Here is a 22,969-nt window from a genome sequence, read left to right as displayed (position 1 = left end):
ACCAGAACCCGCAACCGCTTGCTCTCACGCGCTGAGGTGGCCCGGGGCGCTACTTGACGGTTATCGATCCAGCCCAGTCAAAGTCGAAGCTCCAGGGATCGCTCGAAAGCGGTCATTCGTTTCGCGCTGCCACAGCTTATTTTTCGCCCTGACCGTCCTTGCACGCGTCGCAAGTCACTCGGCATAGACTTGGCACTTCGGTCGCGCTCCGATCATCCCGGTGCGCGTTCGGTGAAGTCGTCCTTGAATTCCTTCAGCTCGACGGCGTTGAGATCCGACACGGCCCAGTAGGTCAAGCCAGCCTGCCGCCAACCAAATATGTTGTAGCCGTCCTGGGCGAGGCTGCGCGGGGAATATGCATTGGAAGGCCAGACGAACAGATTGATGACGTGCTTGTTCCGCCTGTAGATCAGCGCGGCCACGACCTTCCCGTCGAGATAGTCGAGCCGCCCGCCTATGAGAGGAAAGCCGCGGTCCGAGAGGTCGATGACCGGTGGCGAGAAGTCGATCTTGCCGGAAAACCACGGCTTCACCGTATGCTGGTCGGATGTCTCGATGTCCATAAGGTGGTTCGCCAGGAGAGAGCGGACATGGCCGGCGACGAGCTGTCCCGTGAGGTCGGCGGCGGGTTCGGGGCGCGTTAGGACGACGGCGAAGGCCAGGCTCGCCGCCAGGGCGAGGCCCGCCGGCAGGACCGTCCGGCTCGCCGCCAGAGTGCGCAGCCACGCCATCGCGCCGGGACGCGTCTCCTTCGGGGACGGCGCGTCGTGCCGTCCCTCCTGCGCCAGGGCGTCGAGGATGCGGATGCGCAGCGCCTCCGGCGCCCGCCACGCGACATCTCCGCCCGCCAGGCGCTCCCGCATGGCGCGCAGCCGGTCGAGTTGGGCGGCGCAAGTTGGGCATGAGGCGACATGCGCCTCGCACCGCAGGATGTTGGCCGCATCGAGTTCGCGGTCGAGAAGGGCGTGGAGCAGGATCGCCTCGCCGCAGGGCACATCGGACCGCTCCGTCATGTGCGGTCCTCGCCGTTCAGGCGCCGCCATGCGGCTCCGAGCTTGGTCCTGGCCCGGGCGAGGCGAGACATCACGGTCCCGATCGGTGCCGCGGTGATCTCGGCGATTTCCCGGTAGGAGAGGTCGTCGAATTCGCGCAGCACTAGCACCTCGCGAAAATCCGCGGGCAGGGTCTCGATCAGCCGGCGGAGGGAGGCCGCCTCGCCCTCGCGCAGGAGGGCGGCCTCGGGCGTGGCCTCTTCAGGGTCCCAGAACTCCCTGTCTTCCGGTTCGCCCTCCCCTTGCTCGTCGGCCTGTGCAACGCCGCTGAGCGGCTCGCAACGCGCCCGCTCGCGGGCGCGAGCGTTCGCCCAGGTCCGAGCGCAGTTGCGTACGATCGCCAGAAGCCACGCCCGGGCATCGCCGCCTTGAAAACCCTCGAAAGCCTTGAAGGCGCGCAAGAAGGCGTCCTGCACGATGTCGTCGGCGGCGTCGGCGTCCCGGGTCAGGAAGCGGGCGAGGTTGTAGGCGGCATCGAGATGCGGCAGCACGAGGTCGCGAAACGAGGTAGTGGACCGGCCCACCGCCTGGCCCCCTTCCGCAGCGGCAGAAGACGTCCGGCAGCCGAGGCGGTCTGCGCCGGAGCCGGGCCACGAGGACGCGACGGCTGCGTGAAGCGCCAGGGCTGCGTCGGCGAGAGTGCCCAGCAGTGTGGTGGGCGGGGAAAGCCGCCGGGCCGGGTCGAAGGTCGCCAGCGCACCTGCTCCCACGAGGCCGCTCCCGTCCCATCCCCCGCCCCCGAGCCGGGTCATTCCGGCGTGTCCCGCACGACGACCTTTCCGGTCATGTGTGGGTGGAGCGAGCAGAAATAGGGATACTCCCCCTTCGCCGCGAAGGCGAAGGAGAAACGGTCTTCGGTGTCGAGGGTTTTCGAGCGGAACTGGCCTGACGGCGACACGACGGTGTGCGGGATGTCGTCGCCGTTGATCCAGGTGACCTTGGCGCCCGGCGCCACGGTGATCGTCTCCGGACTGAAGGTGAAGTTGTCGATCCGGACGACGAGATCCTGGGCCGGTCCTGCCATGGCGGGATTGGCGCCAAAGGCCAGGATCGCGGCGAGCACGGCGGCGCCGGAACCCGGGCGAAGCCGGCGACGGAGGGGCGCGGTCATGGCGGCCTCACCCACCAAGCGGGATATCGACGATCGCCAGCGGGCCGGTGCCGCGCACCAGGCTTACGCTCGTGACGCCGAGGAGACCGCGCAACTCTCCGGCCGGCACCTTCATCGGCCCCGGCGAGGGAGCCGAGCCCGGCGCCGGCTGCGGGAAGGCCGTCGAGCGGGCGGTATGGAAGGCGACATTGCCCTCGACCTTCTGGATGATCTGGTGGATATGCCCGTTAAGCACCGTCACCGAGCCGAAGCGGCCGAGGAGCGCAAGAGCCCGCCCGCCATCCTGCGTGCCCCACCCCCATTCGGGGTAGACCGTCCAGAGCGGTATATGCGCGAACACGACGATGGGCGTGCTGGAGGAGAGCCCCGCCACGTCGCGCTCCAGCCAGCCGAGCTGCTCGGTGCCGAGGTTGCCGAGGCCGCCGGCCTTCAAGTCGACGACATTGACGAGTCCGATGAAGTGGACACCATTCCGGTCAAAGCTGGTCCAGCCGGCCCCGCGCGATCCCTTGCCGTAGCGGCGGAGATAGGCGCGACCCTGCCCCTCATCGAGAAGATCGTGCTCGCCCGGCACGAAGACGATCGGCACCCCGATCTCGCGCAGGATCTGATCGGCATCGTCGAACTCCTGCTCCTTCGACAAGTGGCTGATGTCGCCGGTATGGAGGATGAAGGCCGGCTTCTCGCGGAGCTTTGCGATCTTGCCGACCGCCTCGCGTAGCGTGCCGAGGGCATCGGGATTGGCCGGCTTGCTGAAGCCGACATGGCTGTCGCTGATCTGGAGGAAGGTGAAGGGCGCTGGCGCTGTCTCACCCGCCACGGCCCTCTCCAGCCCGATCGCCCGGGGCAGGCCGCCGCCGAGAGACCAGAGGAGGCCGGTGCCGGCCCACACCATGCATTCGAGCGTGCCCCGGCGAGTCGGGCCGGGCGATCCTTCCTCGGGCTGCTGGAGATCCTGCATGATCTGCTTCCGGAAAGAGCCGGGACGTTGGCGTCCCTGCACATCCGGATCGCGGCACCGCCCGGTTTATTCCGGCTCGACGACAAAAAGTGACAGGCCTGGTCGGGCCGCGTCCGGCCTGTGTGGGGACGGGGCCGGAACGATCCCTGCGGCCGGGATTCCCTCAAGTCTTTTTTCTTGATCTCACCTCTCAGAAGCAGTCGGGCAGAAAGCCACCCTTAGCGGACTGCTGAGACTGTTTCCCGCGACCTGGCTCGACTTATCAGTCACTTCGTAAACCTGCCGCTCTTGAGGCGCCGCCGATCCGGGGACGGATCGCGCGTCACATTTCCTGGCCCTCATCGCCCGCCTCCCCTCAACGTCCGATGCCGCGCGCCCCGGGGACGGGCCGGCGCCGGCGCGGCCGTGCATCCGCACAGGATCACGCCCCATGACCCAGCACGTCGACGTCCTCGCCCTCCTCAGGGAGGCGCAGTCCAAGCCGCTCACCGATCCGATCCTGGCCCAACTCGGGATCGACCTGCAGAAATCGACCTTCGCGCAGGGCAGCTCGCCCACCTCCGGCCTGACCTTCTACGACCTCGAACTCGGGGCGAAGTCGCTCTACCCGGTGCTCACGCCCCTGCGGAACGCGATCCCGCGCGTCTCTGGCAGGGGCGGCATCCAGGCCGCGTGGCGAGCGATCACCGGCATCAACGTCTCCGGGATGCGCATCGGCGTCTCCGGCGGCAACCGCGGCGTGCAGGTCGTCGCCACCGCCGACTACACCGCCAGCTACAAGGGCATCGGCATCGAGTCGAACGTCGAGTTCGACGCCCGGCATGCCGCGAAAGGGTTCGACGACGTGCGCGCCATCGCGGCGCGCACCGGCCTCCAGAGCCTGATGCTCGGCGAAGAGGCGATGCTGCTCGGCGGCAATACCTCCCTGGCGCTCGGGACGACGCCGACCCCGACCCTCTCGGGCTCGGCGACCAGCGGAACGCTCGCCGCCCAGACGTGGTCGGTGATCGCCGTGGCGCTGGCGCTCGACGGCGTGATCAACGGCACCGTCGCGGGCGGGATCCAGGCGACCATCACCCGCACCAACGCCGACGGCTCGACCGACGTGTTCGGCGGCGGTGCGGCGGGGCGCTCTGCGGCGGCTACGGTCGCGACCACTGGCGCCGCCGGGTCGATCGCGGCTTCTGTGGCCACCGTGCCGGGGGCGCTCGGCTACGCGTGGTTCTGGGGCGCGGCCGGCGCCGAGGTGCTGGGCGCGATCACCACGATCGCCTCGGTGCTGATCACCGCCGCGGCCGCGGGCACGCAGACCGCCGCCTCGCTCGGGACCGTCGATCGCTCGACCTCGGCGCTGTCCTTCGACGGGCTCCTGACCCAGGCGTTCAGGCCCGGATCCGGCGCCACCGTCTACACCCTGGCGCCCGGCACCGTCGGCATCGGAACGCCGCTCACCGCCGACGGCGCGGGCGGCATCGTCGAGATCGACGCGGTGCTCAAGTCCATGTGGGACCTCTACCGGCTCTCGCCCGACACGATGTGGGTGAACAGCCAGGAGGCGCTCAACATCTCGAAGAAGATCCTCACCGGCAATGCCGCCTCGGCCTACCGGTACGAGATCGCGGTGACCCGGGACCAGCTCGGCGGCGGCTTCATGGCTCGCACCTACCTGAACCGCTTCTCCATGGCCGGCGGCGCGACCCTCGACATCAAGGTCCACCCGAACCTGCCGGCCGGGACGATCCTGTTCACCACCGGCACCCTGCCCTACCCGATCAACAACGTCGGCAACGTCATGCAGGTCCGGACGCGGCAGGACTACTACCAGATCGAGTGGCCGCTGCGGTCGCGGAAGTACGAGTACGGCGTCTACGCCGACGAGGTCCTGCAGCACTACTTCCCGCCGTCCCTGGCGGTGATCACCAACATCGCCAACGGCTGAGCGCAGATGGCCGGACCGCTCGCCCGCATGTTGCCGCCCGGAGACGGGCGCCCGCACGTCACGATCGCCAATGGCCGGCCCTACCGGGGCACGGCCGGCAGCGTCCTCGACGTGCCGGTCTTCGACGCGCAGGTGCTGGAGGCCAACGGCTGGATCCGCGCCGGCGCCCACGCGCTCGCCGGCCCGACCGCGGCCCGGCCGAGCGCCCCCCCGGCCGACCAGCTCTACTTCGACACCACCCTGTCGCTGCCCGTCGTCTGGGATGGGCTGGCCAAGGTCTGGCGCAGCGTCTGGACCGGCGCCCCGGCCTGACGCTCGCCCCTCGCAGCAGGAATCCCGACATGATCAAGATGCGCGCGCCCGAGGGGCTGACCGGCTTCTCGCACCATGGCCACGCGATCGCGGTGGACGCCGACGGCGCGGTGCACGTCGACCCGCGCCATCGCCTCGACCTGGAGGCGCACGGGTTCACGCCCTGGGACGCCCCTGCGGCGGCGGCCTCGGTGGCGGTGGCCCTCGGGCCCCTCGACGCGGACCGCGCCCGGCTGGTGGCGCTGTTCACCGAGACGGTTGCGGCGATGCCCGACGAGGACGTGGCGCGCATGATCGCCGAGGCGGATCAGCGCCGGCGCCTGGAGCAGGAGGACGCCGAGCGGATCGACCCAGCGAAGGTCACCGCCGCGGACATCGACGGCATGAAGCGGCATGAGCTGTTCGCCTTCCTGAGGAAGCGCGGCATCCGGGTCGTTCCGCCAATCGACAACGACACGCTGCGAGCCAAAGCGCGCGATGCCCTGGCGCCCGCCGCTTGAACCATGATCTGGCCGAGTTCCCACGACCTCGTGCGGCTCGCCGATCTCGGCGTGCAGGAGGATGCCGACGGCTCGGTGCAGCGCCTGATCACGGCGGTGAGCCGCACGATCCTGGCCGCCCTGAACCGCCCCGCGATCCTGCCGCGAAGCTACACCGAGGTCCGGACCGGGGGTGCGGGTCGCATCCTCCTCGCCAACTGGCCGGTCACGGGGATCGAGACGGTCACCGTCGGCTCGACCGCGATCGCGGCGGCCGAGGACGCCGGATCGCGCGCGGGTTACACGCTCCAGCGCGCCGACGAGGCCCCGCCCGGCCGTCCCCAAGTTCTGACGCTGCCAGCCCCGCCGGGCTCCGCGGCGGTCACGGTGACGTACACGGCCGGTTACCAGATCGCCGAGGAGCCCGTGCCGCTCCCGGGCAGCGCGCCGTGCACGGTGTATCCGGACCAGCCCTACGGCGCCTGGGCGTGCGATCTCGGCGTGGCCTTCGGCACCGGCGCGGCGCTCACCCAGGTCGATCGGGATCCCGCGCAGGGCCAGTACGCCGTCAATGACACGGGTGGCTACCTGTTCGCGCCCGAGGACGTGGGCGAAGCGGTAGCGATCACCTACGGCTACGTCCCGGCCGACCTCGCCAACGCCGCGCTGGACTGGATCCGCGATCGGATGGCCTACGGCGAGCGGATCGGGCTGCAGTCCAAGTCGCTCGGCGGCCAGGAGACCGTCTCCTACCGGATCGCGGCCCTGCCCGACTTCGTGTCGGCCGCGCTGCAGCCCTACCGCGCGGTGGTGCCGCCGTGCTGACCGACATCCAGGTCGCGGAGACCCGGGTCGTCGCCCGGTTCGACCGGATGCCCGACGCCGTGCGCGCCGAGCTGGTGAAGGCGGTCCAGGTCGAGCGGCTGGTGCTGGAGGCGCTGATCAAGCGCAAGCTCTCCGGCGAGGTGCTCAACGTGGTCACCGGCCGCCTGCGCCGCTCAATATTCTCGGATGTCGAGACCCGCGACGATGCGGTGGCCGGCACGGTGAGCCAGTCCGGCGACGTGACGTACGGCGCCCGCCATGAGTTCGGCTTCACCGGTGAAGAGACGGTCGCGGCGCACGTACGCACGATCGCGCAGGCCTTCGGGCACGCGATTGCGCCGCGCGCGGTCGACGTGCGCAGCTTCACCCGCACCGCCAACACGCCGGAGCGGTCATTCATGCGCTCCTCGCTGGCGGATCGGGCCGAGGCGATCGTCGCGGCACTGAAGGGTGCCGTGGCCAGGGGGATCGCGGGGTGAGCGCCCCACTCGGCCCGCGCAACGCGGCGGTGGTGGCGCTCCAGAAAGTGGTGGCTGGCGCCTACCCCTGGAAGTCGGGTCCGACCCGGCGCCTGAAGCTGTTCGCCGACGTGCCGGCCGCACAGCGCCCGGCCGTGTTCCTCCATGAGGGCGGCGACGAGAGCTACGCGTGGTCGTCGGGCGCGGTGCCGCGGCGGACGATCGAGGTGAAGATCTTCGTCTACATCGATGCCCGCGACCCGCGCGTGATCGGGGCGGCGCAGCTCAACGACATCATGGACGCCCTCGACGCAGCCCTGGCGCCCGCCGGCGCCGACCTGGCGCTGGGCCGCACCACGCTCGCCGGCACCCCGTACATGGCCCGCATCGCCGGCCGACCGGTGAAGGTGCCGGGCGACCTCGACGGCGACGGCCTCCTCGTCGTGCCCGTCGCGATCGAGCTTCCCTGACCCAGGAGATCCCTATGGAATCCGAGGACGATGCGGGCGCCACCGTGGCGCCCCAGCCTGCGCCCGTATGCGCGGACGAACCGCCAACCCGCGGCGACACGCTGGCCGAGCGCATCGACAACCTGCACGCCGACATGCTCGGCGGCACCGCGCTCGGCCACCACACCGCGCTGTGGAACCTCGTCCACGCCTTCAAGGAGCGCGTGAAGGCGCTGGTCGCCGAGTTCGAGCGCGCCGCGCCCTGACCGCCCCGCCCCTCCTGAGAGGAGACCCGCATGTATTCCTTCGGCTCCGGGGTCCTGATCGAGACCCGCACCGACATCGCCAACGCGACCCCGGTGAACTTCGGCCTCGTCCAGGAGGTCACCATGGACGAGACCGCCACGATCAAGGAACTCTACGGCCAGCAGCAGCACCCGCTGGCCATCGCCCGCGGCACGATCAAGACCACCGGCAAGGCCAAGGTTGCCCGGATCTCCGGGCTGGCCATGGCCTCGCTGTTCTACGGGGTCGCGCCCGTGCCCGGGCAGATGATGACCGCCTTCGGCGAGGCCGGGACGATCCCGGCCGGCGCGCCCTACACGATGACGGTCGCCAACGCCGCGACCGCGGCCGACGATCTCGGCGTGCTGAACGCCCTCACCGGCCTGCCCTTCACCAAGGTCGCCTCCGCGCCGGCCGCCGGCCAGTACAGCGTGGCCAATGGGGTCTACAGCTTCGCGGCCGACGACAAGGGCAAGATGCTCTTGATCAACTACACCTACGGGCTCGCCGGCGCCGGCCAGCACTTCACCGTGACCAACCAGCTGCTCGGCACGACGCCAACCTTCCAGGCGCAGTTCTACACGACGTTCCAGGGCAACGCGGTCAACGTGCGGTTCAACAACTGCACGTCCTCGAAGCTCGGGTTCGGCACCAAGCTCGAGGACTTCGTCATGCCGGAGTTCGACTTCAGCGTGTTCGCGGACGCGGCCGGTAACGTCGCGACGTGGTCGTTCGGGGATGCCGGATGAGCGCCGATCCGCGGCCGCTTCCGGCCACCATCATGCTCGGGTCGAAGACCTGGACCGTCCGCCCGCTCACCCTGCGCCAGGTCGAGGCCCTGGAGCCACTCGTGGCGGGCGGTTCGGGCGAGAGCCCGTTCGCCTACGGGCTAGCGGTGGTGAGCGCGGCGCTCGCCCGCGACAACGCGCCGGACATCGCCACCTTGCGCGACCTCAAGGCCACCAGCGCCGATCTCGCCGAGGCGACGCGCGCCGTGCTGATCCTCGCGGGCTACCTGCCGGGTGCCGACCCGGGTGCCCACCCGGGGGAAGCGCGGGCGGCGCAGGGCGCCGCCTCGATCTCGACGCTGTCTACGGCCGAATCTGCACCGTCACCGGATGGTCTCTCGACGCAGTCGGCGAACTGACGCTCTGGGACGTGCGGCGGCTCTATCGCTACTGGTCGGCCCATCCGCCGGTGCACGAACTGGTCGCAGCGTACATGGGCGTGAAGGCGCAAGCCGATCCGCCACCGCTTGCCGAAGCGGCCGGAGCCGCGGCCGACGACCCGAGCGGCATCGGCGCGATGATCCTCCGCTTCCCGGACGGGCAGGTGAAGGCGCATTAGGATTGAAGGTCGATCAGTTCGGTTTTCAGAGCGACCGCTCACGACCCAACTCAGCCGCCAGACGCGCTGTCGGCGTTCCCCCGAAGCGGACGCTCGTCGCCCGTCCGGCAACGTCAGCTCGGGATGGGAAGCGGACGTTCCAACATCGCGCTTTGACGAGGGACCAGGAGCACTCAGGATCGCGCCTGTGTGGCCGTGACACGCTTGTAAGAACAAGCCTCAGTAGGCATCGCTTCGCCATGTCCGTGCGCCGAACCGTCACCGTCTCGATCACCCCAGAGCAGGACGCGCTCCTGTGCGCATTCCTTGCCTCGGGCCGCTACCGCAGCATCAGCGAGGTCATGCGTTCCGCACTTCGCCTCCTGGAGCGTGACGAAGCATCAACCCTTGCGGCGATCAGGGGCTCGGCTCCGCGCGACGAGGTGAGCCGTGGTTGACGTGATCGGTCATGAAGCCGCGTTCCTAACTGGCGGCGGGGAAATGGGTGCGCTGATACGTGCACATGATTGGGTAACTACGCCACTTGGGCCGCCCGCAGGGTGGCCGCGATCACTGAAATCCGTGCTGTCGGCCTGTCTCAATTCACCCATGTTGGGAGCCGTGTTGTGGGGGCCAGACCTACTGTTCCTCTACAACGACGCGTACATACCCTCGCTTGCAGACCGTCATCCGAACGCCCTTGGTCGGCCTGTGCGGGATGTGTGGGGTGACGCCTGGGAGCAAGTGGCGCCGCCATTTTACCAAGCGATGCAGACCGGAGAAGGCTTCGCGAGCACCACGGTGCCGATCACGATGACCCGTAACGGCGTCGAGGAAGTCACCCATTGGGACTTCACTGCATCTCCATTTCGAGATGAAGAGGGCCGGATCGCAGGGTTGCTCAACCAAGGCGTCGAGATCACCGAACGGCGGCGCGCGGAGAGTGCACTTCGCGTTAGCGAGCGACGCCTCCGGGACATCAACGCGACCCTTGAGGAACAGGTTACCCAAAGAACACAAGAACGCGACCGTCTCTGGCGAAATACGCAAGATTTGCAGTTAGTCATCGACTTGGAAGGGGTCATCAAGGCGATCAATCCAGCGTTCACTGAAACGCTCGGCTGGACGACCGATGATACGCTTGGGAAGAACATCTTCGAGTTTATTGTTGCGGATGATAACGCCAGCCGAGGGGCGCTTGAGCACGTGCGCGGACAAAAGCTGCCTGTTTTCGAGAACCGTTACCATCACAAGGACGGTGGTATTCGTTGGTTGTCTTGGGTCGCTACGCCCGAGGATGGATTGATCTACGCGAGTGGACGTCACATAACGGCCGAGAAGGAGCAGGCCAAGGCGCTCCATCTGTTCGAGAACATTGCTCAGTCGAACGAAGCGCCAATCTGTGTTTTCGACCATGATTTTCGCCTGACTGCCTTCAACCGGGCGCATAGCGACGAATTTTTCCGCATCTTTGCCTACCGTGTGCAGGTCGGTGACGTGTTCCCCGATCTTTTTTCGCCCGATCAAGCGCCAATTATTCGCGGTTTCATGGCGCGGGCACTCGCGGGAGAAATCTATACAGTCACTGAGGAATTTGGTGATCCTGATCTTGCCAAACCCTATTGGGAGGTCGCTTACTCGCCGCTGCGGGATGCAGACGGGCGGATCATCGGCGCGTTCCACATTGCCAGGGACATCACCGTTCGCTTGCGCGCCGAGGCTGAGCTGGCCGCGACACAGGATGCCCTCCGCCAATCGCAGAAGATGGAGGCGGTCGGGCAGCTCACGGGTGGCCTCGCTCACGACTTCAACAACCTGCTGGCAGGGATCTCCGGCTCCCTGGAGCTGATGCAGACGCGCATGCAGCAGGGCCGCATGACAGACGTAGACCGCTACATGACAGCGGCGCAGGGAGCCGCGAAGCGCGCCGCTGCGCTCACCCACCGCCTGCTGGCTTTCTCCCGCCGTCAGACGCTCGACCCCAAGCCAACCGACGTGAACCGGCTCGCCTTGGGAATTCACGAGATGATCCAGCGCACCGTGGGGCCGGGCATCCCTGTCGAGGTCGTCGGGGCAACCAACGTTTGGCCCGTGCTGGTGGACCCGTCGCAGCTTGAGAACGCGCTGCTCAATCTCTGCATCAACGCCCGCGACGCGATGCCAGATGGGGGCACGATCATCATCGAGACCGCCAACAAGTGGATGGACGAGCGGGCCGCGCGCCAGCACGACATGCCCGAGGGGCAGTACCTCAGCCTTGCCGTGACCGACACCGGCACGGGCATGTCGCCCGAGGTGATCGCGCGGGTGTTCGAGCCGTTCTTCACGACGAAGCCGATTGGCGAGGGCACGGGGCTCGGGTTGTCGATGATCTACGGGTTCGCTCAGCAATCCGGCGGGCAGGTGCGCATCTACTCCGAGGTCGGCCAGGGCACGACCGTGTGCATCTACCTACCGCGCTACTACGGCGCCGTCCTCGATGACGGGGTGGCGGAGAAGGCCGCCGACCTACCACGCTCGGAGGCCGGGGAGACGGTGCTGGTTGTGGACGACGAGCCGACCGTGCGAATGCTCGTCACCGACATCCTTGAAGACCTCGGCTACACGGCCATTGAGGCGGGCGACAGCGCGGCGGGCCTGAAGGTGCTGCAATCTGATGTGCGCATCGACCTGCTGGTGACCGACGTGGGCCTACCGGGCGGGATGAACGGACGACAGATGGCCGACGCCGCGCGCGTATCCAGGCCGGACCTGAGGGTGCTGTTCATCACCGGCTACGCAGAGAACGCGGTACTGGGCAACGGCTACCTCGCACCGGGCATGGCGGTGCTGACGAAGCCCTTCGCCATAGAGACAATGGCGGCGCGCATTCGCTCGATGATCGAGGCGGGGCGGGAGGCGAGGCTTCAACGTCGAAGCTGATGGTCCGCTATGGGTCGTGAGCGGGCACGGAGGCGATGTCCGCTTCCATCGATTACTGCCCGAAAGCGGACCGGCCGAAAACCACCCCGAGCGGCCATCCCGCTTTCGACCCAACCCAGACGCCTGGACCGCCGTCATCGCTTCTCCGAAGCGGACGTTCGTCGGCCGTCATGCAACTTCAGCTTGGGGTGGCAACCGGACCTTAGCTTTTCGTCCTCAAGCAGGCGTTCACTGATTGAGCGGCTTCGAAGGGCTGGACGACCTGCCCTGTCTCGCACTTGGCGCGCCCCCCTTTGAGTTTAAGCTAGTTGCGTATGATGCGCTTCCGTCTCTGCCAGGTGGCCACCTTCCGGAGGAGACGCGATAGCTGCTCGACCGAGTACGGCTTGTGCAGCAACTCGAAGCCGTAGGTGCCGTTCTGCGCCAGAACGTGGCTGTAGCCTGAGGCCAGCAGCACGGGCAGGTCGTCATGCCGGCGGCGGATCTCATGAGCAAGGTCGATCCCGTTCATGCCCGGCATCACCACGTCGCTGAAGACCACGTCGAAGCGCTCGGCATCCTTCTCCAACTCGGCGAGCGCTTCCTCGGCGTTGTTGGCCCAGACAGTGACGTAGCCGAGTTCGACCAGGGTCTGGGTCGCGAACGTCCCGACCTCGGCGTTGTCCTCGACTACGAGGATGCACATGCCGTGTCCGTCGACGAGCGGCTCGGGCTCCGCTTGGGGCAGGTAAGCCACAGCCTCAACCCTCGGCAGGTACAGAACGAACATTGTGCCCTGTCCGACGGTGCTCTGCACCCGGATCTCGCCTCCGGACTGCTTGGCGAAGCCGAAGACCTGGCTCAGCCCGAGACCCGTTCCTTGCCCAACGCCTTTGGTCGTGAAGAACGGCTCGAAGATGTGCTCGATCCGCTCTGGCGCGATGCCGGCGCCTGTATCCTCGATGCACACCGCGACAAAGTCGCCGCTTACCGCGGGATGGCTGCGGATGGGCGGGATGACTGAGATGGGGTGCACCGTGATGGTGAGGGTGCCCTCGCCGTCCATGGCGTCCCGGGCGTTGACGGCCATGTTCACCAGGGCGGTGTCGAACTGGCTCGGATCCGCGTCGACGAAGCACGGCTCGTCCGGGATGTCCGTGACGATCCTGACGCGCGAGCCGCTCAGGGTGCCAACCATGTCGCTGATGGCGGCGACGCTCCGACCGGCATCGAAGACCTCCGGCTTGAGCGCCTGCCGGCGCGCGAAGGCGAGCAACTGACCCGTGAGCTTGGCGGCACGGTCAACGGTGTCGGAAATCGCCTCGACGTAACGTTGGCGCCGCGCGTCGGCGAGGTTCGGTCGCTTCAGGAGGTCGGTGGATGACTTGATGACGGTCAGCAGGTTGTTGAAGTCGTGGGCCACGCCGCCGGTGAGCTGGCCGACCGCCTCCATCTTCTGGGCCTGCCGCAAGGCTTCCTGGGCGGAGGCAAGCTCGGCCTCGCGCGCCTTGGCGTGGGTCAGGTCGCGGCCCACCGCGATGAAGTGCGCGTCGTCGGGCTCGGGCGCGACCGTCCACTCGATAGGCTTCCAGCCTCCGGCGCTGGTGGCGATGCGGTTCTCGAAGCGCGTCGGCAGCGACGTCTCCCCCATCCGCGCGAGGGCCGCGAGCGTCGGCCCCATGTCGTCGGGGTGCATGAACGTCCCGTACGGCCGAGACAGGAGTTCGTCATCCGACCACCCCAGGACCCGCTGCCAGGCGGGGCTGACCGCCGTCATCATCCCTTCGTAGTTGGCCCGGGCCAGCATGTCCTCGGACAAGGTCCAGAGTTGGTCGCGCTCGGCCGTGCGCTCGTGGACCTGCTGCTTCAGGGCGGTGTTCAGGACCCGGAGTTCCTCCTCCATGCGCTTGCGCTCGGAGATGTCGCTGAACAGCACCGCGACCCGGCGTGCGGCCGGGTCTCCGACGCGCAGGGCACGCACGTCGAACCACCGCCCGAACACATCGGCCCTGTTCTCGATGTGGGCGGGCTCGCCCGTCAGCGCAACGCGCCCGTAGGTGTCGAACCAGTATCGTTCGAGGTCGGGCGCGAACTCGCTGACCCACCGGCCGACCACGTTGGCCCCGGTCTGCCGCTCGTAGGCCGGATTGGCCTCGACGATGAGGAAGTCGACGGCCCGGTCCGCGTCGTCGAACGCCACCTCGATGATGCAGAACCCGACGTCGATGCTCTCGAAGAGGGTGCGGTAGCGGCTCTCGCTTTCGGCCAGGGCAACCTGGGAGTGGATCTGGTCCGTGACCTCGTAGCCGCCGGCGAAGATGCCGGTGACGGCGCCTGCCTGATCGCGAATGGGCTGATAGATGAAGTTGAGGTAGCGGTCGCCGTCCTTGCCGTCGAGCCGGATCGGCAAGGAGCTGGCCACGAACGGCTCGCCCGTCGCGTAGACGTGGTCGAGGAGTTCGTAGAACCTCTGGCCTACCAGTTCCGGGAACACCTCGCGGACGTTGCGACCGATGTAGTCGCGATGGCCCGCCACCGTGAGGTAGGCGTCGTTGACATACTCGAAGACGTGGCTCGGCTCGCGCAGCACGGCGACGAAGCCGGGCATCTGCTGGAGCAGGGCTTGCTGCCGTTGGCGCTCGGAAGCGGCCTGCCGCTCGGCGTGCACCTGGCTGGTCGTCTCGGTGCAGGCGCAGAACAGGCCGGCAATCGCGCCGTCGTCTCCCGGCACGGGGGTGTAGGAGAAGGCGAAGTGTGCCTCCTCTGGGTAGCCATTGCGGTGGAGGGTGAGTTGCAGGTCGTCCATGTGCACGGGCTCGCCCGCGAACACGCGGTCCATGAGCGCGCCCACCTCGTCCCGGACCTCGGGCCAAGTCTCGAAGAACGGGCGTCCGAGGGCGGCGGGGTGACGCTCGCCGAGCATGGGCGCGTAGGTGTCGTTGTAGATGAGGGTGCGGTCCGCGCCCCAGGCGATGAACATCGGCTGGCGCGAGTTGAGCATGACCTGCACGAGCGTCAGGAGCGCCTGGGGCCAGCACTCTTGCGGCCCGAGGGTTGTCGTCGACCAATCGTAGGCGCGCATGTGCGCGCTCATGCCGCCGCCGCGGAAGACCGAACTCACCGAACCCATGGCCTCAGGACCGCCCTTTGCCGATCGGCACCGGCATGGCAGAGGCGGCCTGGACAGCGACCTTGCCCTCGTCCTGGATGCGCAACGCCCGGATAACGGTGCGGATTAGGTCGTTGGAGGAGGCGTAATTGCCCTTGGCCACATGGCAGCCGATCCAGGCAGCAAGCGTTTCCGTGAGGGCTATGTGGCGGGAGTGCTTGGCGGGCATATCCACCTTCTAACACACCCGACGCTTGGGGTGTTTCCTTCCGAGCCACCAGGGAGCAAACACCTATCTGCGGCCCGCGCTGGGAAGCCGGAGCTGGCGCCCTGCATCCTCGGCTTTGCGCTATCGAAATGCTCCGAAACGCTTTCACCAGCGTTACGTTTGGTCTGACGCGGGCCGAACGACGATGTCTGCTCCAGTCGAAGGGTGTCTGGATGCGGGACGGGCAGAAATCCATCCGACCGGGTCTTAGATCGCCATCCATCAAACCGCCGCGAAGCGGACCTTGCGAGGGTCTGTGAAGGGTCGTGAACGGGCGCGGCGGCAACGTCTGCTCACATACGTTGCCGTCCGAAAGCGGACCGGCGGAAATCCACCCAACCCAGACGTAAGCCATCCACTGCCCCCTGCCGCGAAGTGAACCTTCCAAGGGTCTGGGGAGGGTCGCGAGCAGGCCTCTATGGATCAGCCATGACGGCTACGTCGGGAGGATCAGGCAACCGTCGTCTGCGAGAGCGAAGTCAGGGTTCCAGGCCACCTCCCACACAAACCCATCCGGGTCGCAGAAATGGCCGTGGTATCCACCCCAGACTGCGTTCTGTGCCAACTGGGTAATCGTCCCTCCGAGCGCCTCGGCACGCGAGAGCACTTCATCCACTTCGTCACGGCTGCGCGTGTTGTAAGCGAGCGTGAAGCCCTGCGAGGAGTGGCTCTGCAGAGGGACGCCAGCATCCGCGGCCAGCTCAGCGCGTGGATAGAGCGAGAGGCCCAGACCGCCTAGCTGAAAGAAGGCGACACCCTGTGCGGCAATGACCCGGCGAGGCCAGCCCATCCCTTCGTAGAAGGCGGTTGCGCGGTCGAGGTCAGTGACGCCGAGAGTGACGAGGCTGATACGTGGTTCCAGAGCAGGTCCTCCTATCAATCGGCGGCAAGCCCTTCAGGCTAGGATCAGATCGCGTGCGAAAGGTCCGGATCGAGTCGATGGGGGAGACAGCGACCGCATCCGTGCATTGTCGCCCTGAAAGCGGAACGGCGGAAATCCACCCCGAGCGGTCATCTCCGTAACAATGCGACGCCATCGCTGGAGGTAAAAATCACTCGCCTCCTGAAGTCGCCATCGGCTCTCCGGCCTGACACCGGGCATCGAAGCCGCGCGCCAGTTGCGCCAGGCTAATCGAACTAAGCCGCGCGACCAGCAGAGCCTCGGCCGCGCGCAATGTGTCCTCAATCGCCTCGTTGACGGCCTTCTCGACGGCGCAGTCGGGGTTCGATCGATCGCTCCCGATCGCGAAGATACGGGGACCGCCGACCGCACGATGGATGTCGAGCAGCGTGACTGCGTCCAGATCCGCGGCGATGCTCCATCCACCGCCGTGCCCCTTCTCTGACCGCACGTAACCGGCATTACGCAGCCCGGCCATCGTCCGGCGGACGACGACGGGGTTCGTGCCGAGCATTCGCCCGATGGCTTCGGACGTCATCGGCCCGTCGTGGCGCGCCATGTGGAGGAGCACGTGGAGGGTTCGGGAGAGGCGGCTGTCGTTGCGCACGGCGCGATCCTCGGTCGCCGCATCAGGATTGGCAACGGCCCCGTATCACGATACTTCATAAGTTACGTAATACGTGGGAGCGACACCGATGCGCGAGTTTGAGAACCCCGACCGGTGGGACAAGGTCGCCCTCCACTATGAGCGGACCGCCCACCCATTCACCGCTCGCTTCGCTGAAGCGGCTCTCGCGCAGGTGCCCCTGAACGCCGGCAGCCGGGTCCTCGACGTCGCGGCAGGAACGGGGGCGCTCACGCTCGCTGCGGCACGCACAGGTGCCCAGGTCTTCGCCATCGACTTCTCGCCGGCCATGGTCGCTCGGATCGCGTCCGCGGGGCTGGCCAACGTCGACGCGAGAGTGATGGACGGACAGGCCCTTGCTCTCCCCGACGGGAGCTTCGACGCCGTGTTCTCAATCTTCGGCGTGATCATGTTCCCCGAGTGGCGACGGGGGCTCGCCGAGATGGCGCGGGTGACCCGGCCCGACGGCCGCGGTGTCATCGCGACGTGGCAGGAACAAGGGGCGGCGACCTTCCTTTTGCTCGGACAGATCCGCCGCACGCTCTTCCCCGAGCGCGAGACCCGCGCGATGCTGGAAGGCGTCAGGGCGCTGGGCGATCCCGAGGGGTTCGCTCGCGAGCTGGTCGCCGCTGGTTACCGCGATTGCCGGATCAAGCGGGTGGTCTTCGACTACGAGCTCGACATCGCCATGTTAGACGACCCCGACACGGTGTTCGGCCTGTCGCCGGACTGGGCCGACTTGAACGATGCGAACAAGGCTGCGGTGATCGCAGAGGCGCGACGCATGGCAGGCGATCGACCAACGCTGCTCATCCCGTCGGCGGCGCTGATCGCCGTGGCGCGGCGGTAAACATCACGCCTCGTGCCAGCGACGAAACACCGGCATAAGCCTTCGATCGAAAGCATGCCCGGCAACACCGAATGAACATCGTCAACCAAGCTCGCGACCGGGTTCTGGCGCTCGTCCGGCGGTCGTTGCGGGAGTTCATCGGCCTTCCCCTTCTCGTCGTCGCGATGTTCCTGGTCCTGTTCGCGTTGAGCTTTCTGCTCGATGCCACGCTCTGGGATCGTCGCGGCCCGACGCCGATCCCATGGCTCGCTCACCTGCTCGGCGACACGACCGCGATCGCGAGCCTTCTCAGCACCGTTGCCTCCGGCATGATCACGGTGACCTCAATCACCTTCTCACTCCTGCTGATCGCCGTGCAGCAGACCGCCTCGACGCTCTCGACGCACGTCTACGACCAGTTCATCCAGCGACGTTCGAACAAACTCAGCTTCGGTTTCTTCGTCGGGCTCAGCGTATTCGTGCTGTTGACCCTCGGCAGCGCCAACCCCGACCACAAGCCGATCATCGGGGCTCTGCTCTCGCTCCTGATGACTGGAGCGGCGCTGTGCATGGTGGTGATCCTGATCTACAGCACCATCGATCAGATGCGACCGCACTCGGTCATCACCGCGATCCACGACCATACGATCAAGGCCCGCACAGTAGACCGGGGCGTGATCGAGGGTACCCGCCGGACACCGCGTGCGGGCCTGTCGTGGTCGCGGATCGTCCGAACGGACGCTTACGGCGTGGTGTGCGGGATCAACCTCCCGACGATCGAGCGGTCGGCGGCTAAGCATGACGCCGATATCGAGATCATGGCCCGCGTCGGCACCAATCTCGCCTTCCGCGACCCCCTATTCCGCATTCACGCGGCCCGATCCCTGTCGGGCGAGGCGCTGCTGGCGCTCGATCGGTCGATCACCGCGTCCATCAAGATCGAACCACGCCGAACGATCGAGAGCGATGCCGGCTTCGGGATCGAGCAGCTCTACTCAATCGCCTGGACGACCGCCTCGACATCGAAGCAGAACCCACAACCGGCGATCCTGGTGTGCCACTGCCTGCGGGACATCATCGCCCGCTGGAGCAGCGCTGATACGATCCCGGAGAACAGCGCGTCCCGGATCGTCTATGCCGATCGGGGCGTGGACGATGCGATCCTGGCGATTGCCGCAATCGGCGTCGTCGCGTCCGAGAGCATGCAGAACACGCTAGCCGCCGAAGTCTGGCGGACCCTGGCGACGTTGATCGATGATGTACCGGACGAACGCCTGCCGGCGCTCACCGACACGGTGCGGCGGCTCCTGTCGAGCCTCGGGGACCACGTGCTGACCCGCGACCTCGAGGACGAACTGACCCGTTGCCGGCGAAGCTTGGAGAGCAGGGGTGAGCCGGATGCCGCCGAAGAGATCCGGACGGCGGCTGGCATGCTGGCCGAGAGCATCGGTACGCTCAACTCACGCGGGACGCGCGTGCCGTCATCCACCTGAACGATCGTTGCGCGTCACTTCTTCCCTGACGAAGGACGCGACGGCTCCGGAGACAAGCCTTTCGCCTCGTGAGCGCCGGTGCCGTGTACGGCATCGCTGCCGATGATACCCCCGCCTACGGAGGAGGCCGGTGTGCTTCCGCCGGAGGCTCCGGCCCCGGTATCAGGTGTTTGACGGGTCGTCATGGTTGCCGTCCCTGCTGCGTTCGGTGCAGCTGTCTCTGCGAGGGCAAGGCCTGACCCGGCGGCGACAATAACGGCAGCAATAAAGACCTTGGAAAACATGATGCTCTCCAGCGGGGCCGGCCTCAACGCTTAAAGATCATGCCGGTTTCGCTGGCCTGGCTGCGGTCGCGTCTGTCTGATCAGCAACGTCTGCTTCCGCGCGTGGTCGCCCACAAGCGGACCTTCGTAAAACCACCCTTAGCAGCCGTTCGCTCGGTCAACCCATTCGCGTTTGAGCCCACCTATGGCCGACGACATCCAGGTCCGCTTCGGCGGCGACGCGGCCGGCATCCGCAATGCGGCCGATCAGGCCAAGGGCACGATCCAGGGCTTCGCCGCGACGGCCCGCGGCCAGAACGCGACGGCGCGCCAGAGCTACGACGACCTGAAGGCGGCCATCGACGCGGCCAACGCGTCGCTGCGGCAGATCCAGGCCAGCGCCGAGAATACGTCCACCCTGGCCACCCAGGCCCGCGCCGTGGCGGCGCTGGTCGCCGCCTACGAGGGCCTGCGCGCCGCCGACGAGGCCGTGTCCGGCGCGACCGGACGGACCTACGCGGCGGTCGGAACCGCTATCTCGGCCACCGCGACGGCGGCCCGGTCCGGCGCCACCGCGCTGGTGGAGTACGCCTTCAACGCGCTCTCGGCCTCGCGCGCCCTCGACGTCACGGCCCTGTCGACGCAGGGGCTCACGGGCGCGATCGAGCGGCAGCGCAGTGCCTTCCAGGAGTGGCGGCGCGGGTCGCAGATCTACGGCTCCGGCCTGCTCGAGGTCGAGGGCCGCGCCATCGCGGCCGCCGGCACCATGGACCGCCTCCAGGCCGCCGCGCAGGCGCGCGGCTTCGAGAACGCGACCCGGATGCTCCAGGCCTTCACGCTGGAGCTGACCAAGGTTCCGGGTATGACCGACCAGGGCGCGGCCTCGATCGAGGCCATGCTCGCCTCGGTCCCGAGCTACACCGGCTCGGCCAACGCCTCGATCGTCTCGCTGGTCGCCATGATGGCGTCCTCCGAGGACGAGGCGAAGCAGATGGCGTCGGCGCTGACCGGGGCGCTGCGCGATCCCGCCGCCGCCGGCGAGCCGTATCTCGCGGCGCTCGGCGGCGTCTCGCGCGAGCTGCGCGCGCAGTTCGATCTCGCCCGTCAGAACGGCAACGCCAACCAGATGCAAGCTGCCATCCTGTCGGCCCTGGTCGAGCGCGCCCGCGCCTACGGCAACGAGATGACCCGGTCGCTGCAGGAGCAGCTGAAGAGCTATTCGGCGCTGGGTCCGCTGGCCGGCCTGTTCGCCTCGCGCCTGCGCGGGCAGGTGGATGAGGCCAACCGGGTCACCGAGGCGCTGGAGAAGCAGCTGGAGGTGATCGAGCGCCGCAACGCCACCCTCGCGCGGACGCCGCTCGACGCGGGTCAGCTCACGGACGCCACCGCGAACCTCCTCGGCAACACCGCGCAGGCCGGGATCGATCAGGCGACCGGCCGGATTGACCTGCTGCGCCAGCGCCTCCAGGGCGCGACCGGGGACGCCGCGGCGCTGATCCGCAAGTTCGAGGGGTTCAGCGGCGCAGCCTACCGCGACAACGACGGCCGCTTCCGCGTCGGCTTCGGGTCGGACACGACCACCGGCGCCGACGGCCGCGCCAGCCCGGTGACCGCCGGCACGGTCACGACGCGGGAGGATGCCGAGCGCGATCTCGCCCGCCGGCTCGTGGCGTTCCAGACCGAGGCGGCCGCGCAGGTGGGCGCGGCCTGGCAGGGCCTGTCCGACCGCGCGAAGGCCTCCCTCACCTCCGTGGCCTATAATTACGGCTCGCTGCCGCGCGATGTCGCCGCTGCGGCGCGCGGCGGCGACGAGGGCGCGCTGGCCGCCACGATCCGCGGGCGCTCGGGCGACAACGGCGGGATCAACGCCGGGCGGCGCAATCAGGAGGCCGACAACATCTCGGGTGGCGCCACCGCCGAGGCGCTGCGCGCGCAGCTCGACCTGCGCCAGCAGCTCGCGGACCGGCAGGCCGGCGGCAACGCGCTCGACCGCGAGGCGCTGGCCACCGCCCAGGCCAACGCGGCGGGACGGCGTGACGAGGTCGCCGCGCAGGAGCGGGCGAACGATGCCCTGCGCCGGCAGCTCGACGCGACCACCGACCTCTCGGCGCGCACGGCGCTCCAGACCCGGCTCGCGCAGGGCGAGGCCGCGCTCGCCGAGAAGCGCGTCGCGCTCACCCGATCCGAGGCCAGCCTGCAGACCGCCGAGATGGAGACCGGCTCACGGGAGCGGCTGCGCATCCTCAACGACGCGCTGACCGTCGAGCAGGGACTGCACGCCCGCGGCACGGCGGCCTGGAACCAGCTCGAGGCCCAGAAGATCGCCAACACCCGGGCGGTGGAGCAGGCCGAGGCGCAGGAGCGGGCCACCGCCGAGGACACGGCCTACCAGAACGCCAAGCGCGTGTTGGAGGACCGCATGCGCGACCTGCGCCAGGAGGCGCAGGAGCGCGGTCTCGGCTTCGCACAGCGCCAGGCCGAGACCGGCGCGGTGCTGGGGCAGATCGAGGACCTGGAGCGCGACCACCAGCGCAAGCTCGCCGAGATCTGGGGCCAGGGCACCAGTCAGTACCGTCAGGCGATGGCGCAGCTCGACCGGCTCGCGTCCGAATCCGCTTCCCGCCGCGCGCAGGCCGAGCGCGAGATGCAGAAGGCCGAGTACCAGGACACCAAGCGCACCTACGAGCAGATCGGCTCGACGCTCACCGGCAACGTCTTCAGCGTGATCCAGGGGCAGACCACGATCGCCCAGGCCGCCCGCAGCACGGCGCTGTCGATCGTCCAGAGCTACGTCCAGGCGCGGGTGAAGCTGATCGCCGACTGGCTTGCCGGCGTCTCGGCGCACCAGGCCGGCGGGGTCGCCAAGACCGCCGCCACCACCGCGGGGTCGCCGCCCGGACCGGCGCCGAGGAGACGGGGGCGGCGTCCGCATTCGCCACGCAGGCGGGCGCGATGGTGAAGTCGATCATGGCCTCGGCCTCCGAGACCTTCGCGGGCATCTTCGGCTTCCTGTCGCCGGTGCTCGGCCCCGCCGCGGTCGGCCCTGCGGCCGCCGGCGAGGCGACCGTGGCGGCCGCCGCCGCGGCGATCCCGTCCTTCGCGGTCGGCGCGTGGTCGCTGCCCGACGACATGGTCGCCCAGTTACACAAGGGCGAGATGATCGTCCCGGCCGGTCCCGCCGGTGCGCTGCGCGCGGCCGTGGGCGGCAGCCCGGCCCCGAGCCTCGCGCTCAACCACACCACCCAGATCAACGTCTCGGCCCTCGACGGCGCCTCGGTGGCGGACTTCTTCCAGACTCATTCCCGCCCGCTGATGCGGGCGATCAACCAGGCGGTCCGGCAGGGTGCGCATCTCGGCCTGTCGCGGCTGGGACCGGGCTGAGC

The 22,969-nt window shown here is 68.2% G+C and carries 24 protein-coding genes and 1 pseudogene; 17 read left to right on the top strand and 8 right to left on the bottom strand.

Annotated elements, in window-relative coordinates:
• Nucleotides 1-212 precede the first annotated feature (212 nt).
• The 4 genes from ACXJKQ_RS11785 to ACXJKQ_RS11770 all read right to left on the bottom strand — a co-directional run bounded on the left by ACXJKQ_RS11785 (nt 213) and on the right by ACXJKQ_RS11770 (nt 3,124).
• The gene (locus tag ACXJKQ_RS11785; RefSeq protein ID WP_457105930.1) at nt 213-1,013 is read right to left on the bottom strand and encodes an anti-sigma factor family protein; all 801 of its coding nucleotides are present in this window, start codon (nt 1,011-1,013) and stop codon (nt 213-215) included.
• Nucleotides 1,010-1,576 (bottom strand): sigma-70 family RNA polymerase sigma factor, encoded by a 567-nt coding sequence (locus tag ACXJKQ_RS11780; RefSeq protein ID WP_457105929.1) that lies wholly within the window; start codon nt 1,574-1,576, stop codon nt 1,010-1,012. The genes ACXJKQ_RS11785 and ACXJKQ_RS11780 overlap by 4 nt, the downstream gene beginning before the upstream one ends.
• 224 nt (nt 1,577-1,800) lie before the next feature.
• The gene (locus tag ACXJKQ_RS11775; RefSeq protein ID WP_457105928.1) at nt 1,801-2,163 is read right to left on the bottom strand and encodes a cupredoxin domain-containing protein; all 363 of its coding nucleotides are present in this window, start codon (nt 2,161-2,163) and stop codon (nt 1,801-1,803) included.
• 7 nt (nt 2,164-2,170) lie between these two features.
• Complete coding sequence (locus tag ACXJKQ_RS11770; RefSeq protein WP_457105927.1) at nt 2,171-3,124, bottom strand: metallophosphoesterase family protein; 954 nt, start codon at nt 3,122-3,124, stop codon at nt 2,171-2,173.
• Nucleotides 3,125-3,554: 430 nt separating this feature from the next.
• Between ACXJKQ_RS11770 and ACXJKQ_RS11765 the strand changes: the two genes are divergently transcribed.
• The 13 genes and pseudogenes from ACXJKQ_RS11765 (at nt 3,555) to ACXJKQ_RS11705 (ending at nt 12,119) form a co-directional block, all read left to right on the top strand.
• The gene (locus tag ACXJKQ_RS11765) at nt 3,555-5,063 is read left to right on the top strand and encodes a hypothetical protein (RefSeq protein ID WP_457105926.1); all 1,509 of its coding nucleotides are present in this window, start codon (nt 3,555-3,557) and stop codon (nt 5,061-5,063) included.
• Nucleotides 5,064-5,069: 6 nt separating this feature from the next.
• A complete protein-coding gene (locus ACXJKQ_RS11760) occupies nt 5,070-5,375 on the top strand; it encodes a hypothetical protein (protein ID WP_457105925.1) in 306 nt (101 codons plus the stop codon).
• Nucleotides 5,376-5,404: 29 nt separating this feature from the next.
• Nucleotides 5,405-5,875: a hypothetical protein gene (locus ACXJKQ_RS11755; protein WP_457105924.1), complete on the top strand. Its 471-nt coding sequence runs from the start codon at nt 5,405-5,407 to the stop codon at nt 5,873-5,875.
• Between the two features lie 3 nt (nt 5,876-5,878).
• Nucleotides 5,879-6,679, top strand: coding sequence for a phage head-tail connector protein (locus ACXJKQ_RS11750; RefSeq protein ID WP_457105923.1), 801 nt, complete (start codon nt 5,879-5,881; stop codon nt 6,677-6,679).
• Nucleotides 6,673-7,158 (top strand): hypothetical protein, encoded by a 486-nt coding sequence (locus tag ACXJKQ_RS11745; RefSeq protein WP_457105922.1) that lies wholly within the window; start codon nt 6,673-6,675, stop codon nt 7,156-7,158. The genes ACXJKQ_RS11750 and ACXJKQ_RS11745 overlap by 7 nt, the downstream gene beginning before the upstream one ends.
• Complete coding sequence (locus tag ACXJKQ_RS11740; protein ID WP_457105921.1) at nt 7,155-7,607, top strand: hypothetical protein; 453 nt, start codon at nt 7,155-7,157, stop codon at nt 7,605-7,607. The genes ACXJKQ_RS11745 and ACXJKQ_RS11740 overlap by 4 nt, the downstream gene beginning before the upstream one ends.
• 14 nt (nt 7,608-7,621) lie before the next feature.
• Nucleotides 7,622-7,852 carry a hypothetical protein gene (locus tag ACXJKQ_RS11735; protein ID WP_457105920.1) on the top strand — a complete coding sequence of 77 codons (231 nt, stop codon included), beginning with the start codon at nt 7,622-7,624 and terminating at the stop codon, nt 7,850-7,852.
• Between the two features lie 30 nt (nt 7,853-7,882).
• Entirely contained in the window at nt 7,883-8,620 is a 738-nt protein-coding gene (locus ACXJKQ_RS11730; protein ID WP_457105919.1) for a hypothetical protein, read from the top strand.
• On the top strand, nt 8,617-9,018 hold the full coding sequence (locus ACXJKQ_RS11725) for a hypothetical protein (protein ID WP_457105918.1): 402 nt from the start codon (nt 8,617-8,619) through the stop codon (nt 9,016-9,018). Before ACXJKQ_RS11730 ends, ACXJKQ_RS11725 begins: the two co-directional genes overlap by 4 nt.
• Nucleotides 9,019-9,029: 11 nt before the next feature.
• Nucleotides 9,030-9,218, top strand: a complete 189-nt coding sequence (locus tag ACXJKQ_RS11720) for a hypothetical protein (RefSeq protein ID WP_457105917.1) — start codon at nt 9,030-9,032, stop codon at nt 9,216-9,218.
• A 239-nt stretch (nt 9,219-9,457) separates the two neighbouring features.
• Nucleotides 9,458-9,655, top strand: coding sequence for a ribbon-helix-helix domain-containing protein (locus ACXJKQ_RS11715; RefSeq protein WP_457105916.1), 198 nt, complete (start codon nt 9,458-9,460; stop codon nt 9,653-9,655).
• 43 nt (nt 9,656-9,698) lie between these two features.
• Nucleotides 9,699-10,541 (top strand): annotated as a pseudogene (locus tag ACXJKQ_RS11710) (PAS domain-containing protein); the annotation flags it as partial.
• Entirely contained in the window at nt 10,524-12,119 is a 1,596-nt protein-coding gene (locus ACXJKQ_RS11705) for an ATP-binding protein (RefSeq protein WP_457105948.1), read from the top strand. The pseudogene ACXJKQ_RS11710 and the gene ACXJKQ_RS11705, both read left to right, overlap by 18 nt.
• A gap of 304 nt (nt 12,120-12,423) precedes the next feature.
• On the opposite strand, the gene ACXJKQ_RS11700 is transcribed toward ACXJKQ_RS11705, so the two are convergent.
• The 4 genes from ACXJKQ_RS11700 to ACXJKQ_RS11685 all read right to left on the bottom strand — a co-directional run bounded on the left by ACXJKQ_RS11700 (nt 12,424) and on the right by ACXJKQ_RS11685 (nt 16,983).
• Nucleotides 12,424-15,180 (bottom strand): PAS domain-containing protein, encoded by a 2,757-nt coding sequence (locus ACXJKQ_RS11700; RefSeq protein WP_457105915.1) that lies wholly within the window; start codon nt 15,178-15,180, stop codon nt 12,424-12,426.
• A 52-nt stretch (nt 15,181-15,232) separates the two neighbouring features.
• Complete coding sequence (locus tag ACXJKQ_RS11695) at nt 15,233-15,436, bottom strand: ribbon-helix-helix domain-containing protein (protein ID WP_457105914.1); 204 nt, start codon at nt 15,434-15,436, stop codon at nt 15,233-15,235.
• A gap of 475 nt (nt 15,437-15,911) precedes the next feature.
• On the bottom strand, nt 15,912-16,355 hold the full coding sequence (locus ACXJKQ_RS11690) for a VOC family protein (protein WP_457105913.1): 444 nt from the start codon (nt 16,353-16,355) through the stop codon (nt 15,912-15,914).
• A gap of 172 nt (nt 16,356-16,527) precedes the next feature.
• A complete protein-coding gene (locus tag ACXJKQ_RS11685) occupies nt 16,528-16,983 on the bottom strand; it encodes an Rrf2 family transcriptional regulator (protein ID WP_457105912.1) in 456 nt (151 codons plus the stop codon).
• Nucleotides 16,984-17,071: 88 nt separating this feature from the next.
• On the opposite strand from ACXJKQ_RS11685, the gene ACXJKQ_RS11680 reads away from it, so the two are divergent.
• The 4 genes from ACXJKQ_RS11680 to ACXJKQ_RS11665 all read left to right on the top strand — a co-directional run bounded on the left by ACXJKQ_RS11680 (nt 17,072) and on the right by ACXJKQ_RS11665 (nt 22,967).
• The gene (locus tag ACXJKQ_RS11680; RefSeq protein WP_457105911.1) at nt 17,072-17,851 is read left to right on the top strand and encodes a class I SAM-dependent methyltransferase; all 780 of its coding nucleotides are present in this window, start codon (nt 17,072-17,074) and stop codon (nt 17,849-17,851) included.
• Nucleotides 17,852-17,922: 71 nt separating this feature from the next.
• The gene (locus tag ACXJKQ_RS11675) at nt 17,923-19,323 is read left to right on the top strand and encodes a DUF2254 family protein (protein ID WP_457105910.1); all 1,401 of its coding nucleotides are present in this window, start codon (nt 17,923-17,925) and stop codon (nt 19,321-19,323) included.
• Nucleotides 19,324-19,791: 468 nt separating this feature from the next.
• Nucleotides 19,792-22,545 (top strand): glycoside hydrolase family protein, encoded by a 2,754-nt coding sequence (locus ACXJKQ_RS11670; protein WP_457105909.1) that lies wholly within the window; start codon nt 19,792-19,794, stop codon nt 22,543-22,545.
• Nucleotides 22,539-22,967, top strand: a complete 429-nt coding sequence (locus ACXJKQ_RS11665; protein WP_457105908.1) for a hypothetical protein — start codon at nt 22,539-22,541, stop codon at nt 22,965-22,967. Before ACXJKQ_RS11670 ends, ACXJKQ_RS11665 begins: the two co-directional genes overlap by 7 nt.
• The last annotated feature ends 2 nt before the right edge of the window (nt 22,968-22,969 follow it).

This window comes from Methylobacterium sp. P5_C11, from assembly GCF_054049775.1.
Note: the sequence above shows the minus strand (reverse complement) of the source record. Positions and strands in the feature narration are given on the sequence as shown.